This is a genomic window from Erythrobacter oryzae (assembly GCF_030271515.1).
Lineage (GTDB): Bacteria > Pseudomonadota > Alphaproteobacteria > Sphingomonadales > Sphingomonadaceae > Erythrobacter > Erythrobacter oryzae.
Genome location: NZ_JASCXI010000002.1, coordinates 562,434 through 577,254 on the forward strand (window position 1 = coordinate 562,434; position 14,821 = coordinate 577,254).

Genomic DNA, 14,821 nt, shown 5'->3' on the forward strand with positions numbered 1-14,821 from the left:
GGCCCGTGGGTTGGTTAGCGGGCAGGTATGGTTGCAGTGGGTAAGGCTTCACTGGTTAAAATCGGGTTATGCGGACTGCGCGGCGAAGGAGACGCCGGGCAAATAGTTGGCCCACAGCACCCACAGCCCGCCGAAAGCGATGGCGATTCCGTAGGGAATCTTGATCTTGTCGCGCTCGCCGCGGATGATGTGCCAGCCCGCCAGCACGATCGTCAGCGCGCCCCCGGCGAGCGACATGATCAGCAGCAGCTGCATGAAGACATAGGGCGGCACCCAGAGCGCGAGCGCGGTCAGCAGCTTGACGTCGCCGCCGCCCATCACCTTCAGCGCGAACAGCCCTGCAAGGATGAGGAACGCCGCCGTCGCCACGCCCAGCTGGATCGCGACGCCCGGCCACAGATCGAGCCCGCTCGCCCACCAGAAGGCAGGCGCGCTCAAGGCGATCAGGGCGTTCAGCCAGTTGTCGATCTGGCGCCGCCGCATGTCGGTGAAGGCGGCGATGACCAGCGCAATTGCCAAGCCGATCAGCAGACCGTAGGAAATGGTATTCATCTTGCGTCGTCCCCCGGAGCATGGCCGTGCGCCGTGCGCAGACCGTCCTTCAATGGGACACTTGCTACAGGTTATGACTTACCAAATAGTAACCACGATTTCCGGTTTCCGCGCCCGCATGGGAGCTTGCGAGGCGTGAGCGCGGCGGTTCTCGATTCGCCGATCGACCGCCGGGCGATTCCCTCCGCCGCGCGCGAGGGCACCTGGACCGCCGCCGATGGCCACAAAGTCCGCAGGATCGACTGGCCGGGCGCGGCCAGCACCCCGCGCGGTTCGATCCTGTTTCTCCCCGGTCGCGGCGATTTCTACGAGAAATATCTCGAAACGCTCGAGGAGTGGCACCGCGCCGGTTGGCAGGTGACCGGCTCGGACTGGCGCGGTCAGGCCGGATCGGGGCGGCTCGGCAAGGATGCGGTGACGGGGCACATCGAGGATTTCGGCATCTGGATCGACGATCTGGCGCTTTTGTGGGAGCGCTGGACCGCCGAGACGCCGGGGCCGCACGTCCTCGCCGCGCATTCGATGGGCGGGCATATCGTGCTGCGCGCGCTGGTCGAAAAGCGCATCGCCCCTGACGCCGTGGTGCTGAGCGCGCCGATGACCGGGGTCAACGGCCCGCCGCTGCCGCTCGCCATGCTCCACCGTGTGGCGCAGGCGATGTGCGCGGTGGGCGATCCCACGCGGCAGGCATGGAAGTGGAGCGAGAAGCCGGGCGAGGCGCCCTCGAAGCGCGTCAACCTCCTCACCCACGATCCCGAACGCTACGCCGACGAGATGTGGTGGCGCGAGCACCGCCCCGAACTCGTCATGGGCCCGGCCAGCTGGCGCTGGGTCGAGCGCGCCTATGCCTCGTGGATCATGCTCGAGGCCCCCGGCGCGCTCGAGGGCGTAGATGCGCCGGTGCTGATCGTCTCGACCGCGATCGACAAGCTGGTCAGCCACCCCGCCAATATCCGCGCCGCCGCGCGCCTGCCCAAGGGCGAGCTCCTCGCGCTGGGCGAGGAGGCACATCACGAGGTGCTGCGCGAGACCGATGCGGTGCGCGCCGGGATCATGGCGAAGATCGCCGATTTCCTCGACCGGGCGGCGCCGCAGCAATGATCCACGATATCGCCGTGATCGGCGCCGGCATGGCGGGCGCGAGCCTTGCTGCCGAACTCGCGCCCCATGCCCGCGTGCTGCTGCTCGAGGCCGAGGACGCGCCGGGCTACCACGCCACCGGGCGCTCGGCGGCGTTCTGGGAGGAGTGCTACGGCGGCCCCGGCGTGGTGCCGCTTACCCGCGCTTCGGGCGCATACCTTGCCGAGCACGGCTTTCTCACGCCCCGCGGTGCGCTCTATATCGGGCGGGAGGAAGACCGCGCGGCGATGGATGCCTTCCGCGCCAGCTATGACGGCACCGGCGTGGCGCTGGAACGGCTCACGCCCGCCGCGCTCGCCGACATCGTGCCGCATATCCGCCCCGCTTGGAGCGAGGCGCTGCACCAGCCGGCCTGTGCCGATATCGATGTGGCCAGGCTGCACCAGCATTACCTCGGCCTTGCCCGGCGCGGCGGGGTGGCAATCGCCTGCCGCGCGCGGGTCGCGGGGCTTGTGCGCGAGAGCGGGGCGTGGACCATCACCACCGAGCGCGGCGACACGCACCGCGCCGCCACCATCGTCAACGCTGCCGGGGCATGGGCCGACGAGATCGCTCGCGCCGCCGGGGTGCATCCTGTCGGCATCGCGCCCTTTCGTCGCACGGTAGCCGTGCTGCGGGTCGCCCCGCAGGCCCCGGCCGATCTGCCGCTGGTGATCGACGTGGGCGGCAGCTTCTATTTCAAACCCGACGCGGGCCGACTGTGGCTCTCGCCCCATGACGAGATTCCTTCCGAGCCCTGCGATGCCGCGCCCGAAGAACTCGATGTCGCCATCGCCATCGACCGCTTCCAGAATGTCACCGACTGGCGGATCGAAGCGGTCGAGCGCCGCTGGGCGGGCCTCAGGAGCTTCGCGCCCGACCGCATGCCGGTCTACGGCTTCGCGTCCGGGACCGAGGGCTTTTTCTGGTTCGCAGGGCAGGGCGGCTTCGGCATCCAGACCGCGCCTGCCGCCGCACGCCTGGCTGCGCAGCTGCTGCTGGGGCAGGGCGCGGACGCGATGACGGCGCGGATCGACGCCTCCGTCTATGCCCCCACGCGCTTTGCGGTAGCGCTACAATCGGCCTAGGCAAGCCGGCGCCCATCTGGCATTTCCCTAATGTGGATTAACCACGTCAGGAGGGAATACCGATGGCTCACACGTTCGAGATCTACAAGGATAACGCCGGCGAGTTCCGCGTGCGCTTCAAGTACAATTCGGAAGTGATGTTCTCGACGCAGGGCTATTCGAGCAAGGCGAGCGCTCAGAACGCGATCGATTCGATCAAGAAGAACGGCCCCGACGCCGCGGTCGAAGATAACAGCTGAGTTCCTCCCTCGTCATTGCGAGGAGCCGAAGGCGACGAAGCAACCCATGGCCTGAGCGCTCCGCCTTGGCGCGAGCCTGTTTCATGGATTGTTTGGCCAAGGCCAGCTTCGCTTCCGCTTCACTCGCAATGACGGGGGCAGGCCTAATGCCCGAAGGCGGACTTCGGATCGGCCTGCCGCACCGCTTCCTCGCTTGCCAGCGCATCGGCGCGTTCGTTCTCGGGATGGCCCGCGTGGCCCTTCACCCATTGCCATGAGACCTTGTGCGGCCGCACCGCCGCGATCAGCTCGCGCCACAGGTCCTCGTTGGCGACCGGCTTCTTGGCAGCGTTGACCCAGCCGCGCTTCTGCCAGCCGAAGATCCACTGGGTCATCCCGTCGATCACATAGCGGCTGTCGGTGTGGACGGTGACCGCGCAGGGTTCCTTCAGCGCGGTGAGGCCGCGCAGCACCGCGGTCATCTCCATCCGGTTGTTGGTCGTCTCGGGCTCGCCGCCGACCAGCTCCTTCTCGTGCCCGCCGCTGCGCAGGATCGCGGCCCAGCCGCCCGGGCCCGGATTGCCCTTGCACGCCCCGTCGGTGAAGATGTCGACCTGTTTCATCGCTGCCGCTTTGGCGGGCGCGGCCTCAGCCTGCAAGCAGGCCTGCGCCGTGCTGGTCGTAAAACTGCCAGCGCCTCGCGAACTGCATCGGGTCCTTGCGGGTGACGAGGGCATCGTCGGGCGTGTCGAGCCAGTCCTCGGCGCGACTGGCGACGAAGCGCAGGCACGCCCCCTTGGCGACATCGGCGAAGAGCGCGCGTTCCTCGGGTGTCAGGCGGCGGACCGACTGGTAGCCTTCGACCAGCGCCGCGCCGCAGTCCGCGCGATAGGCGTTCGCACCGTCGAAGCACCACGCGGCATGGGTCACCGCCAGATCGAGCACCATCGGGCCAGTGCAGGCGAAGTAGAAGTCGATCAGCCCCGTCACCCGGTCGCCCAGCATCAGCACGTTGTCGGGGAAGAGGTCGACATGGGTTTGCGATACGGGCAGCGCGGTCAGGTCGAGCGCGGCGGCGGCATGGGCCTCGGCGATCATGGCAGGCAGGCCCGCGTCGATCGTCGCCAGCGCGTCTGCCCCGCAGGTCTCGAGAATCGCCGCGCTCGCGGAAAAATCCATCGCGTTGGCGCGGGTGTGGGGGAAATCCTGCGCAGCCAGATGCAGGTTCGCCAACACCGCCCCGACCGCGCGCGCCTGCGCCGGAGTCGGACGGGTGGGCGAGACCCCGGGCAGAAACTCGATCAGCGCCGCCGCCTTGCCCTCGACCATCCGCCACGATGCGCCGCTCCGGTCGTGCATGGTGCGCGGCACCGGGCAGCCCTTGCCCGCAAGGTGATCGAGCAGGGCGAGGAAATAGGGTAGGTCGGCATAGTCGATCCGCCGCTCATAGAGCGTCAGGATGAAACGCGTGCCGGAATTGCCGGAGCCGGTCGTCTCGACCAGCCAGTTGGAGTTGGACACGCCCTCGGCGATGCCCTTGGCCATCACCAGATCGCCGACGTCATACTCGCCGATCAGCCGCGCGAGATCCTCCGCGCCGAGGTGCGTGTAGACGGCCATCCCCCCGCGAAACCCCTATTCGGTCAGCTGGCGCGGGAGCTTGAACACCATCTTCTCGACGGTGGCGGTGATTTCCTTCTCGTGGATCGTCCGGCGCTGGGCGAGCGCGGCGACCACTTCGCGCACGAGAACCTCGGGCGCCGAGGCCCCCGCGGTCAGCCCCAGCGTCTCGACGCCTTCGAGCCAAGCAAAGTCGATCTCGGAGGCGCGCTGGATCAGCTTGGCGGGGGTGCCGAGCCGCTCGGACACCTCGACCAGCCGCAGCGAGTTCGAGGAATTGGGCGCGCCGATCACCAGCACCAGATCGCAATCATGCGCGAGCTCCTTGACCGCCGCCTGGCGGTTGGAGGTGGCATAGCAGATATCCTCTGCCCGAGGCCCCGAGATGTTGGGATAGCGCCACTCCAGCGCCTGGATCACCTCGCGGGTGTCGTCCACCGACAGCGTCGTCTGGGTGAGGTAGGCAAGCTCCTCGTCGGAATCGAAGGGCAGCTTGTCGACGTCCTCGATCGTCTCGACCAGCGTCATCTGCCCGGGTTCGACCTGACCCATGGTGCCGATCACCTCGGGGTGGCCTTCGTGGCCGATGAAGATGATGTGGCGGCCCTTTTCGATCTGGCGTTCCGCCTGGCGGTGGATCTTGCTGACGAGCGGACAGGTGGCGTCGACATAGAGCAGCTTGCGGCGCTTGGCCTCGGCCGGAACCGCCTTGGGCACGCCGTGCGCGCTGAACACCACCGGCGCGTCATCCGGCACTTCGTCGAGTTCCTTGACGAAGATCGCGCCCTTGGCCTTCAGCTGCTCCACGACATATTTGTTGTGGACGATCTCGTGGCGCACGAAGACCGGTGCACCATACCGCTCGAGCGCCTTCTCGACGATCTCGATCGCGCGGTCGACCCCGGCGCAGAACCCGCGCGGGGCAGCGATCAGGAGGTTGAGGGGCGGCAGCTCGGCAGCCGGAGCGTCAGCGGCGGGAAAGGGCGCGTTCATGTCGCCCCCTCTAGCGCAAGCGCCGCGTCATCGCTAGGGCGCTCGGGATCGTTTAATTCGAGGACGGCTTTGATGAAGCTTCGCGCGCGCGCCCTTACTGCCCTTTCCGCCGTGGCGGCGCTGTCCGCCTGCTCGAACGAGGGCGAGCTGGTGATCGACCAGGGCGTCGGCATCGCCAGCGTGCTGACGCTGTGCCCGTCGGTCGGGATTCCCGACTACACCGGCGACGTCACCACCTTCAGGAACCCCGCCGACACCACCGTCGCCAGCCTCGATGTGAGCGCTTCGATGACGAACCTGCGCGCGACCTGCAACGACACCGCAGACAGGATCTATTCCGAGGCGACTTTCACCGTGAACGCCCGCCGCAGCGACACGCGCGGCGCGCGCACGGTCGAGCTCCCCTATTTCGTGACCGTCGTGCGCGGCGGGACCGCGGTGGTCTCCAAGCGTATCGGCACCGTCACGCTCGCCTTCGCCGACGGGCAGGAGTGCGCGACGGCGACCGGCAAGGCGGGCGGCTTCGTCAACCGCGCCGATGCGGCGCTGCCCGAGGACATCCGCCAGAAGATCACCAAGCGACGACGCGCGGGCGACGAGGAAGCGGCGCTCGATCCGCTCGCCGACCCCGAGGTCAAGGCGGCGATCGCGCGCACCCGCTTCGAGATGCTGGTTGGCTTCCAGCTGACCGAGGCGCAGCTGAAGTATAACGTGACGCGCTGATTGTTGCGGGGGCGCCTCCGCGCCCCCGTCCTCGGTGCTGTTCCTTCGCTGCGCTACGGGCACCTGCGGCTCGCGCGCGTGCGCTCGCGACGCCTCCGGCGTCGAACCGGTATTCCATTTTGCCGTCACCCCGGGCTTGACCCGGGGCTAGGCTTCCTTCTTTGCACGCGCGATCATCCGCGCCATCGCTACGAGAAACCGATGACCGAACCGAAAACCCTCTATGCCGCCTACGCGGCGCTGATCGAACAAGTGCTGACCGGGCTGGTCGGCGAAGGTCTGCTGCCCGCCGGCACCAGCTTCGCCAACGTCACGCTCGAGCCGCCGCGCGATGCCTCGCATGGCGACCTCGCGACCAACGCCGCGATGGTGCTGGCCAAGCCCGCGGGCCTCAACCCCCGCGCGCTGGCCGAGGCGATCACGGCCAAGCTCAGCCAGCACCCCGGCATCACCAGCGCCGCAATCGCCGGCCCCGGCTTCATCAACCTGTGCCTCGCCCCCGCTGCCTGGCTGAACGAGCTCGCCGCCATCGCCGCCCTTGGCGCCGAATATGGCCGCTCAGGGATGGGCGAGGGGCGGATGGTCAATGTCGAATATGTCTCGGCCAACCCCACCGGCCCCATGCACATGGGCCACTGCCGCGGCGCAGTGGTGGGCGATGCGCTCGCGGGTCTGCTCGAATTCGCCGGGCACCGGGTGACCAAGGAATACTACGTCAACGACGCGGGCGCGCAGGTCGATGTCCTCGCCCGCTCGGTGCACATGCGGTATCGCGAGGCGCTGGGTGAAGCGATCACCATCCCCGAAGGCCTCTACCCCGGCGAATATCTCAAGCCCGTGGGCGAGGCGCTCGCCGCCGAGTTCGGTGACAAATATGCCGCCGCGCCCGAGGCCGAGTGGCTGATCCTATTCCGCACCCGCGCGGTCGCGGCGATGATGGACATGATCCGCGAGGATCTGGCGACGCTCGGCATCAAGCACGACCTTTTCTCCTCCGAGGCCGAATTGCAGGCCTCGGGCAAAGTCGATGCGGCCGAGCAATGGCTGCGCGACCACGATCTTGTCTATGACGGCGTGCTGGAAGCCCCCAAGGGCAAGGCCCCGCCGGAAGACTGGGAGCCGGTCTCGCTCCCGCTGTTCCGCTCGACCAGGTTCGGCGACGATCAGGATCGCCCGATCAAGAAGTCGAACGGCGCGTGGACTTACTTTGGCGCGGATCTCGCATACCACTTCCAGAAGGCCCAGACCGCCGACGCGCTGGTCGACATCTGGGGCGCGGATCATGCCGGCACGGTCAAGCGCATCAAGGCCGCCGTCGCCGCGCTGACCAGCGCCGATGGCGCGGCGCCCAAGCCGTTCGAGGTCAAGCTGGTCCAGATGGTCCAGTTGATGAAGGGCGGCCAGCCGTTCAAGATGTCGAAGCGCGCGGGCAACTTCGTCACGCTCGCCGATGTGGTCGAGATGGTCGGCAAGGACGTGGTGCGCTTCACCATGCTGACCCGTAAGCCCGACGCGCAGATGGACTTCGACTTCGACAAGGTGGTCGAGGCCTCGAAGGACAATCCGGTCTTCTACGTCCAGTATGCCCACGCGCGCATCCGCTCGACGCTGAGGAAGGCCGCGGACTTGGGGATCACACCTTCGGACGCTGCGCTGGACAAGCTCGGGGCCGAGGAGCTGGCGCTGGTCGCCCGCGCCGCGCAGTTCCCGCGCGAGATCGAGGCGGCGGCCCGGGCGCGCGAGCCGCACCGGATCGCTTTCTACCTCTACGATCTCGCCGCCGACCTCCATTCCTACTGGAACCTCGGTAATGACCGCCCGGAAAAGCGCTTCATCGTGGAACAGGACGCGCAGCTCACGGCGGCAAGGCTTTTCCTCGGGAGCGCAATCGGGCAAGTGATCCGCAATGGTCTCGGCGTGCTCGGCGTCGAGGCGGTCGAGAGCATGTAGTCTGCCTTAGGGGGGCACCAGGTCCGTGATGGTCGATGCCGAATACGAAGAGCTGAACGAGGGTGAGGACGCGCTCGGCGACGAGCTCGGGCTCGGCGAACCCGACAGCCTGCCGTGGCTCGAATCCGACGAGGAGGACGAGGGTGCGGGCGGGGTCGACACCGGCCAGATCATGCTGTTCGCCGCGGGGCTGGTGGCACTGCTCGGCGTGGTGGTGGCGGGCGTATGGTACGTCAGCAACCGTGCGGCCAGCAGCGAGGTGGTCGCCGACGGCAGCGTGATCGCCGCGCCCGAGGGGCCGATCAAGACGCGGCCCGACGATCCGGGCGGCAAGACCTTCGACGGCACCGGCAATGTCGCCCCCGTGGTTGGCGAGGGCGGATCGCGCCCCGGCGTAGTGGCAGAAACCCCGCTTCCGGGCGCGACGCCCGCAGCAGGCCAGCCTGCCGCGCAGCCCTCAGCGGCGCCGACTAAGCCGGTGCCCGCCGCCTCGCCCGCTGCCGGGCAGGCACCCGCGACCGGCGGCGTCGGCGTCCAGCTCGCTGCCTACGGCACCCGCGCCCGCGCTGAGCAGGGCTGGAGCGACGCCCAGCGCCGCACCGATGCCCTGAAGGGCATCAAGTATCGCGTGGTCGAGGGCAAGGTCGACATCGGCACGGTCTACCGCCTGCAGGCCGTGGTCGGCAGCCGCGCCGAGGCCGACCGTCTGTGCGGTGCCCTGAAGGCCGACGGGGTCGATTGCCAGGTAAAGTGAACGGACTCGAAGTAGCTGGGGATTGGCGGGGGCTTTCTCCCGCCTTGCCCCACTGCCGCCCTTGCTAGCCCCCGCGCACGGTGCGACGTTACGCGCATGATTCCGGCGATCTTCGGCATTTCGGGCCCGCAGCTGACCGCGGACGAGCGCGCCTTCTTCCGCGACTGCGATCCGGCGGGCTACATCCTGTTCGGGCGCAATTGCGTCGATCCGGAGCAATTGCGCGCGCTCACCGATGATCTCAGGAGCCTCCACGGGCGTGACCGCCTGCTGGTCTCGATCGATCAGGAAGGCGGCCGCGTCGCGCGGCTGCGCCCGCCGCATTGGGCGGGCTATCCTGCGGGCGCGGCGTTCGAGGCGCTCTATGACATCGCCCCCGCCAGCGCGATCGAGGCGGCGCGTGCCAATGCCACGGCGATGGCGCTCGAACTCTCGGCGATGGGCATCACGGTCGATTATCACCCCCCGCTCGACCTGCGCGTCCCCGGCGCGCATGACGTGATCGGCGACCGCGCTTTCGGGAGCGATCCGATGCAGGTCGCCGCCTTGGGCCGCGCGGTGCTCGAAGGGCTGGCGGCGGGCGGGGTTGCGGGCTGCATCAAGCACATGCCGGGGCATGGCCGCACCGATGTCGACACCCACAAGGCGCTCCCCACGGTCACCGCGAGCGCCGAGGAACTTGAGGACGACCTCGCCCCGTTCCGCACCCTGAACCACGCGCTGATCGGCATGACGGGACACCTGGTCTTCACCGCCTGGGACGCCGAGAACCCCGCCACCCTGTCCGAAACGGTGATCCGCGACATCATCCGCGGGCAGATCGGCTTCGATGGGCTGCTGCTCACCGACGATATCGACATGGAGGCGCTGGGCGGCTCGATCCCCGAGCGCGCCGCGCGTGCCCATGCGGCGGGGTGCGACATCATCCTCAACTGCTGGGCGAAGATGGGCGACATGGAGGGCATCTGCAACGTGCTCCCCGCCATGCCCGAGGCGACCGCCGCGCGGCTCGACCGGGCACTGGCGGGCACCCGTATCGCCGAGAGCGTCGCTCCGCAAGCTGCCGAACTCCTCGCCAAGCGCGACGCTCTGCTGGCGCTGACCGCATGAACGCGACCGACCAGCCCTTCATGTTCGCGCCCGACGCCGGACGGCAGGACGCCGATGCGCTCTATCTCGAGCTTGACGGCTGGGAGGGCCCGCTCGACCTGCTGCTCGATCTGGCGCGGCGGCAGAAGGTCGACTTGCGCCAGATTTCGATCCTCGCGCTGGTCGACCAATACCTCAACTACATCGAGCGCGCGGGCGCGCTGAAGCTGGAGCTGGCGGCCGATTACCTCGTGATGGCCGCGTGGCTAGCCTACCTCAAATCGGCGATGCTGCTGCCCAAGGCCGAGCAGGAAGACCCCTCGCCGGAGGAGCTGGCGCTGCGCCTGCAACTGCGCCTGCAACGCCTTGGCGCGATGCGCGAGGCGGCCGGGCGGCTGATGGGCCGCGACCGGATCGGGCGCGACGTGTTCCTCAGGGGCGCGCCCGAGGGCCTGCGCACCGACCGCAAGACCGTTTGGCGCTCGGACCTCTTCAGCGTCATTCAGGCCTACGGGCAGGTCAAGGCGCGCACCGCCCCGCGCATCTACCACGTCGCCAACCGCCCGGTGATGACCCTCGATTCGGCATTGGAGCGGGTGTCCTCGATGCTCGGCGTGACGCTCGAGTGGATGGAGATCCGCGACTTCCTCCCGCCCCACGCCTCGCCGGCGTTGAAGCGCTCGGCGCTGGCGTCGAGCTTCGTGGCTGCGCTCGAGCTGACCAAGCGCGGGCGGGCGGAGATCGAACAGGACGGCGCCTTCGCCCCCTTGCGCATCCGCCGCCTGAAGGATGCGGCGGCATGAGTGAAGAGCCCGGCACGCTCGAACGCGCGGTCGAGGCGACGCTGTTCGCCGCCGAGACGCCGATGGGCGTCGAGGCGCTCGCCGCCCATCTCGGCGGGCTGGCGCCCGGCGATGTGCGCGAGGCGCTCGTGCTGCTCGAGGCGCGCTATCGCAATCGCGGCATCCACCTGGTCGAGCGCGGCGGGCGCTGGCATTTCGAGACCGCGCCCGATCTCGCCCACCTGCTGCGCCGCGAGAAGGAGCAGGTCCGCCGCCTCAGCCGCGCGGCGACCGAAGTTCTCGCGATCATCGCCTATCACGAGCCGGTCAGCCGCGCCGAGATCGAATCGATCCGCGGCGTGCAGACCAGCGCGGGCACGCTCGATGTGCTGATGGAGGCGGGCTGGGTGAAGCCCGCCGGCCGCCGCGAGGTGCCGGGGCGTCCGGTCATCTACGCCACCACGCCCGACTTCCTCGACCACTTCGGCCTCGCCAGCCGCCGTGACCTCCCCGGCATCGACGAATTGCGCGCCGCGGGCCTGCTCGATCCGGTCGACGAGGCGCTGGAGGCGGCGATGCAGTTCGAGCCCGACGAAGACAGCACGCCGGACGACGAGAATCTGGCGGACTGACTCGCAATTGCTGCAGAACGGGCCTAAATGGGCGCATAACGAACGCCGGGCCCCAAGCCTCGGCCTTGCGGCATTACCCCAAGCCCCCGCCGCAGTTCAGGAGTTGAGACAATGGGTATTGGTTCGCTGTGGCACTGGATCATCGTTCTCCTGATCGTGCTGGTCCTGTTCGGACGCGGCCGCATCTCGGAGATGATGGGCGATTTCGGCAAGGGCATCTCGAGCTTCAAGAAGGGCCTTAACGAGACCGAGGACACCGTCTCCAAGGCCGCCCGGATCGATCCGCCCGCCGCTCCGCCCGCTGCCCCGGTCGAGACCCCGGCCGCCGCTCCGGCCGAGAAGACCGACGGCACCGGCGCCTGAGCCAGCGGCCCTGACCTCCTGACGGCAGCCGAGGCGCCCATTCCATGTTCGATGTCGGCGCCGGAGAGCTGCTGGTCATCCTGATCGTCGCGGTGATCGTGATCGGTCCCAAGGACTTGCCGCTGGCGATGCGCACCGCCGGTCGCTGGATCGGCAAGATGCGGCGCGTCTCGGCCCATTTCCGCTCCGGCATCGACGCCATGGTGCGCGAGGCCGAACTCGAGGAAATGGAGAAGAAGTGGAAGGCGCAGAACGAGGAGATCATGCGCCGCTCCGCCGCGCTCACCGCCGCCGAGGCCGGCGCGCCGGTGATGACGGGCCCTCCGCCCGTGGAGACGCCGCCCGTGGAGCCGCCGCCGGTCGAGACGCCGCCGCCGCTCCCCTCCGAGACGCCCGCGACAACGGCCGCACCCGAGGCGCCCGAACCCGCCCCGAAGGGCTCCAGCGCCGATGTTTAAGGTCGACGACCTCGACGAGACCCGTGCGCCGCTGCTCGACCATCTGATCGAGCTGCGCACCCGCATCGTGCGCTCGCTGCTGGCGTTGGGGGTGGGCTTTGCGATCTGCCTCTATTTTGCCGACGAGATCCTCGGCATTCTGGTCCAGCCGCTCAAGGACGCCTTTCCGGAAGGCAAGGGCCAGCTGATCTTCACCAAGCTTCCGGAAGTGTTCTTCGTCGAGCTCAAGGTCGCGCTGTTTGCCGGCTTCATGGTCAGCTTTCCGGTGATCGCCAACCAGCTGTGGGCCTTCGTCGCGCCGGGGCTCTATGCGCGCGAGAAGAAGGCCTTCCTGCCCTTCCTTCTGGCCACCCCGGTGCTGTTCACCGCGGGCGCATCGCTCGCCTATTTCGTGGTGATGCCGGTCGCCTTTACCTTCTTCCTCGGCTTCGGCGGGATGACCGGGGGGCTCGACGTGCAGGCGCTGCCGAGTGCGGGCGATTACCTCAATCTGGTGATGCAGTTCATCCTCGCCTTCGGGCTGACCTTCCTGCTGCCGGTGCTGCTGCTGCTGCTCCACCGCGCCGGGATCGTGACGCGCGACCAGATGGTCGCCGCGCGGCGCTATGTGATCGTCGGCATCTTCATCATCGCCGCCGTGGTGACCCCGCCCGATCCGGGTTCGCAGCTGGTGCTGGCGATCCCGCTCTGGCTGCTGTTCGAGGCCTCGCTGGTGCTGATGCGCCTTCAGGAAAAGGCCGTCGCCGCCGACAAGGCCGCGCGCGAGGCCGAGGAAAACGCCGAGGCCGCGGCGGCGGAGTAGTTAATCCTCCCCGCGCACCTTCACCCCGCCGATCCACACCTGAAGCACCTTCGTCTCGCGCAAGCCCTCAGGCGAGGCGAACAGCGGGTCGCGGTCGACGAACAGGAAGTCCGCGCGCTCGCCCGGAAGCAGGCGGCCGAAGCGGCCATCGGCGAAGCCCGCAAAGGCGGCGTCGGCGGTGAACCCGGCAAGCGCCTGCTCGCGCGTCACGGTCTCCTCGGGGTGCCATCCGCCGAAGGGCTCGCCCCTGGCGTCGGTGCGGCTGATCGCAGCGGCCATCCCGGCCCACGGATTAGCGGGCTCGACCGGCGCGTCCGAACCGAAGGCGAGGCGTCCCCCGGCCTTGAGCACGCTCCGCCACGGATAGGCCCCCGCCAGCCGATCCGGCCCCAGCCGCGCCTCGGCCATCAGCCGGTCGGAGGTCTGGTGGAGCGGCTGCATCGAGGCGATCACCCCGTGCTGGCCGAGCCGCGCGATGTCCACCGGGTCGACGATCTGCGCATGCTCGATCCGCCAGCGCCGGTCGCCCTTGTAGCTTTCCGAAAGCTCCTCGATCGCGCCGAGCACCTCGGCATTGGCGGCGTCGCCGATGGCGTGGACCGCGGTCTGGAAGTTGTCCATCGCCGCGCGGCTCATGAGGTTCCTCAATTGCGAGGGGCTGAGCAGCGGTAGGCCCTTGGCGCCCGGATCGTCGTGATAGGGCGCCTTCAGCGCCGCCCCGCGCGATCCCAGCGCGCCGTCGAGATAGAGCTTGATCCCGCCCATCCGCAGCCGGTCGTCATAGAGCCACACGCTTGGCTCGGGCCCGGCGACGGTCTCGAGCGTCTCGATACTGTCGGCATAGGACATGATGCGGATCGCCAGCCGCCCGGTGTCGCCCGCACGGCGGAAGGTGTGCCAGTCGGCAAGGCTCGTCCCCATGTCGGCGACTGCGGTGACGCCGTAGCCGAGCAGCACCTCCTGCGCCTTGGCGAGCGCGAGATCGCGGTCCTCGGGGCGCGGGGCGGGGACTTCCTTCTGCACCAGCAGCGCCGCGTTGTCGACGAAGACGCCCGCCGGATTGCCCTTGGCATCGCGGATGATCCTGCCGCCGGCCGGGTCGGCGGTCTTGGCGGTGACGTTCGCGGCCTTGATCGCGAGGCTGTTGCCCCAGGCGGCGTGGCCGTCGACCCGCTCGAGCCAGACCGGCCGGTCGGCCACCACGGCATCGAGCTCGGCGGCGGTGGGGAAGCGTCCGAGGCCCCATTTCTCCTGGTTCCACCCGCGCCCGAGGATCCACGGGCGGCCCGCGTTCTCTTCGGCGAAGGCCTTGATCTTGGCGAGCGCCTCCTTGAGCGAATTGGTGTCCGACAGGTCGAGCGTCAGCGCGCCGAAGCCGATGCCCATCACATGGACATGGGCGTCGATCATCCCCGGCAGCATCACCTTGCCGCCGCCATCGACGAGGTAATCGGTCCGCGGGCGCTTGTCGGAGCGGTCGAGCACGGCGGTGATCGTCCCGTCGTCGTCGAACACCAGCCCGGAGAAGCGCTTGACCTTGCCCTCGGCGTCGATCGTCACCCCGTCGACATTGTCGACCAGCGTATCGGCCATCGCGGGCGCGGCAAGGGCAAGGGCGGAGACGGCGGCGAGAACGGAAACGAGGCGCATGGCGATCCCTGAACAGGCGTGAGGGCAA

17 protein-coding genes are annotated in these 14,821 nt (G+C 68.7%); 12 read left to right on the forward strand and 5 right to left on the reverse strand.

Going from position 1 to position 14,821, the window contains the following annotated elements; translation table 11 throughout:
* Nucleotides 1-66: 66 nt before the first annotated feature.
* Entirely contained in the window at nt 67-552 is a 486-nt protein-coding gene (locus tag PFX90_RS07295; RefSeq protein ID WP_285711721.1) for an A24 family peptidase, read from the reverse strand.
* 126 nt (nt 553-678) lie between these two features.
* On the opposite strand from PFX90_RS07295, the gene PFX90_RS07300 reads away from it, so the two are divergent.
* From PFX90_RS07300 to PFX90_RS07310, 3 genes are all read left to right on the forward strand, one after another.
* Complete coding sequence (locus tag PFX90_RS07300; RefSeq protein WP_419180086.1) at nt 679-1,653, forward strand: alpha/beta fold hydrolase; 975 nt, start codon at nt 679-681, stop codon at nt 1,651-1,653.
* A complete protein-coding gene (locus PFX90_RS07305; protein WP_285711723.1) occupies nt 1,650-2,759 on the forward strand; it encodes an NAD(P)/FAD-dependent oxidoreductase in 1,110 nt (369 codons plus the stop codon). Before PFX90_RS07300 ends, PFX90_RS07305 begins: the two co-directional genes overlap by 4 nt.
* 62 nt (nt 2,760-2,821) lie before the next feature.
* Nucleotides 2,822-2,998 carry a YegP family protein gene (locus PFX90_RS07310; RefSeq protein ID WP_069309665.1) on the forward strand — a complete coding sequence of 59 codons (177 nt, stop codon included), beginning with the start codon at nt 2,822-2,824 and terminating at the stop codon, nt 2,996-2,998.
* Nucleotides 2,999-3,141: 143 nt separating this feature from the next.
* On the opposite strand, the gene rnhA is transcribed toward PFX90_RS07310, so the two are convergent.
* From rnhA to ispH, 3 genes are read right to left on the reverse strand one after another with little or no spacing between them, the layout of a single operon-like run.
* Nucleotides 3,142-3,600, reverse strand: a complete 459-nt coding sequence (rnhA, locus tag PFX90_RS07315; protein WP_273982872.1) for a ribonuclease HI — start codon at nt 3,598-3,600, stop codon at nt 3,142-3,144.
* Nucleotides 3,601-3,625: 25 nt separating this feature from the next.
* Entirely contained in the window at nt 3,626-4,597 is a 972-nt protein-coding gene (locus PFX90_RS07320; RefSeq protein WP_285711725.1) for a homoserine kinase, read from the reverse strand.
* 15 nt (nt 4,598-4,612) lie between these two features.
* Nucleotides 4,613-5,590 carry a 4-hydroxy-3-methylbut-2-enyl diphosphate reductase gene (gene ispH / locus PFX90_RS07325; protein WP_285711727.1) on the reverse strand — a complete coding sequence of 326 codons (978 nt, stop codon included), beginning with the start codon at nt 5,588-5,590 and terminating at the stop codon, nt 4,613-4,615.
* A 72-nt stretch (nt 5,591-5,662) separates the two neighbouring features.
* Here ispH and PFX90_RS07330 point away from each other — a divergent pair, with 72 nt between their 5' ends.
* The 9 genes from PFX90_RS07330 to tatC all read left to right on the forward strand — a co-directional run bounded on the left by PFX90_RS07330 (nt 5,663) and on the right by tatC (nt 13,143).
* Complete coding sequence (locus tag PFX90_RS07330) at nt 5,663-6,313, forward strand: hypothetical protein (protein ID WP_285711728.1); 651 nt, start codon at nt 5,663-5,665, stop codon at nt 6,311-6,313.
* A 201-nt stretch (nt 6,314-6,514) separates the two neighbouring features.
* The gene (argS, locus tag PFX90_RS07335) at nt 6,515-8,263 is read left to right on the forward strand and encodes an arginine--tRNA ligase (protein ID WP_285711729.1); all 1,749 of its coding nucleotides are present in this window, start codon (nt 6,515-6,517) and stop codon (nt 8,261-8,263) included.
* 28 nt (nt 8,264-8,291) lie between these two features.
* Nucleotides 8,292-9,017 (forward strand): SPOR domain-containing protein, encoded by a 726-nt coding sequence (locus PFX90_RS07340; RefSeq protein WP_285712050.1) that lies wholly within the window; start codon nt 8,292-8,294, stop codon nt 9,015-9,017.
* Between the two features lie 96 nt (nt 9,018-9,113).
* Nucleotides 9,114-10,127 carry a beta-N-acetylhexosaminidase gene (nagZ, locus tag PFX90_RS07345; RefSeq protein WP_285711730.1) on the forward strand — a complete coding sequence of 338 codons (1,014 nt, stop codon included), beginning with the start codon at nt 9,114-9,116 and terminating at the stop codon, nt 10,125-10,127.
* Nucleotides 10,124-10,909: a segregation and condensation protein A gene (locus PFX90_RS07350; RefSeq protein WP_285711731.1), complete on the forward strand. Its 786-nt coding sequence runs from the start codon at nt 10,124-10,126 to the stop codon at nt 10,907-10,909. The genes nagZ and PFX90_RS07350 overlap by 4 nt, the downstream gene beginning before the upstream one ends.
* Nucleotides 10,906-11,520, forward strand: coding sequence for an SMC-Scp complex subunit ScpB (gene scpB, locus PFX90_RS07355; RefSeq protein WP_285711733.1), 615 nt, complete (start codon nt 10,906-10,908; stop codon nt 11,518-11,520). The genes PFX90_RS07350 and scpB overlap by 4 nt, the downstream gene beginning before the upstream one ends.
* A gap of 111 nt (nt 11,521-11,631) precedes the next feature.
* Nucleotides 11,632-11,883: a twin-arginine translocase TatA/TatE family subunit gene (locus PFX90_RS07360; protein WP_285711734.1), complete on the forward strand. Its 252-nt coding sequence runs from the start codon at nt 11,632-11,634 to the stop codon at nt 11,881-11,883.
* A gap of 44 nt (nt 11,884-11,927) precedes the next feature.
* On the forward strand, nt 11,928-12,341 hold the full coding sequence (gene tatB / locus PFX90_RS07365) for a Sec-independent protein translocase protein TatB (RefSeq protein WP_285711735.1): 414 nt from the start codon (nt 11,928-11,930) through the stop codon (nt 12,339-12,341).
* On the forward strand, nt 12,334-13,143 hold the full coding sequence (tatC, locus tag PFX90_RS07370) for a twin-arginine translocase subunit TatC (RefSeq protein WP_285711736.1): 810 nt from the start codon (nt 12,334-12,336) through the stop codon (nt 13,141-13,143). Before tatB ends, tatC begins: the two co-directional genes overlap by 8 nt.
* On the opposite strand, the gene PFX90_RS07375 is transcribed toward tatC, so the two are convergent.
* On the reverse strand, nt 13,144-14,793 hold the full coding sequence (locus tag PFX90_RS07375) for an amidohydrolase (protein ID WP_285711737.1): 1,650 nt from the start codon (nt 14,791-14,793) through the stop codon (nt 13,144-13,146).
* Nucleotides 14,794-14,821 lie beyond the last annotated feature (28 nt).

Bases quoted from the DNA above. Each gene is read 5' to 3' on its own strand.
- nagZ (WP_285711730.1), top strand. From the start codon at position 9,114: ATGATTCCGGCGATCTTCGGCATTTCGGGCCCGCAGCTGACCGCGGAC.
- tatC (WP_285711736.1), top strand. From the start codon at position 12,334: ATGTTTAAGGTCGACGACCTCGACGAGACCCGTGCGCCGCTGCTCGAC.
- PFX90_RS07340 (WP_285712050.1), top strand. From the start codon at position 8,292: ATGGTCGATGCCGAATACGAAGAGCTGAACGAGGGTGAGGACGCGCTC.
- PFX90_RS07295 (WP_285711721.1), bottom strand. From the start codon at position 552: ATGAATACCATTTCCTACGGTCTGCTGATCGGCTTGGCAATTGCGCTG.
- argS (WP_285711729.1), top strand. From the start codon at position 6,515: ATGACCGAACCGAAAACCCTCTATGCCGCCTACGCGGCGCTGATCGAA.
- scpB (WP_285711733.1), top strand. From the start codon at position 10,906: ATGAGTGAAGAGCCCGGCACGCTCGAACGCGCGGTCGAGGCGACGCTG.
- PFX90_RS07310 (WP_069309665.1), top strand. From the start codon at position 2,822: ATGGCTCACACGTTCGAGATCTACAAGGATAACGCCGGCGAGTTCCGC.
- PFX90_RS07320 (WP_285711725.1), bottom strand. From the start codon at position 4,597: ATGGCCGTCTACACGCACCTCGGCGCGGAGGATCTCGCGCGGCTGATC.
- PFX90_RS07360 (WP_285711734.1), top strand. From the start codon at position 11,632: ATGGGTATTGGTTCGCTGTGGCACTGGATCATCGTTCTCCTGATCGTG.
- ispH (WP_285711727.1), bottom strand. From the start codon at position 5,590: ATGAACGCGCCCTTTCCCGCCGCTGACGCTCCGGCTGCCGAGCTGCCG.
- PFX90_RS07375 (WP_285711737.1), bottom strand. From the start codon at position 14,793: ATGCGCCTCGTTTCCGTTCTCGCCGCCGTCTCCGCCCTTGCCCTTGCC.
- PFX90_RS07330 (WP_285711728.1), top strand. From the start codon at position 5,663: ATGAAGCTTCGCGCGCGCGCCCTTACTGCCCTTTCCGCCGTGGCGGCG.
- tatB (WP_285711735.1), top strand. From the start codon at position 11,928: ATGTTCGATGTCGGCGCCGGAGAGCTGCTGGTCATCCTGATCGTCGCG.
- PFX90_RS07350 (WP_285711731.1), top strand. From the start codon at position 10,124: ATGAACGCGACCGACCAGCCCTTCATGTTCGCGCCCGACGCCGGACGG.
- rnhA (WP_273982872.1), bottom strand. From the start codon at position 3,600: ATGAAACAGGTCGACATCTTCACCGACGGGGCGTGCAAGGGCAATCCG.
- PFX90_RS07305 (WP_285711723.1), top strand. From the start codon at position 1,650: ATGATCCACGATATCGCCGTGATCGGCGCCGGCATGGCGGGCGCGAGC.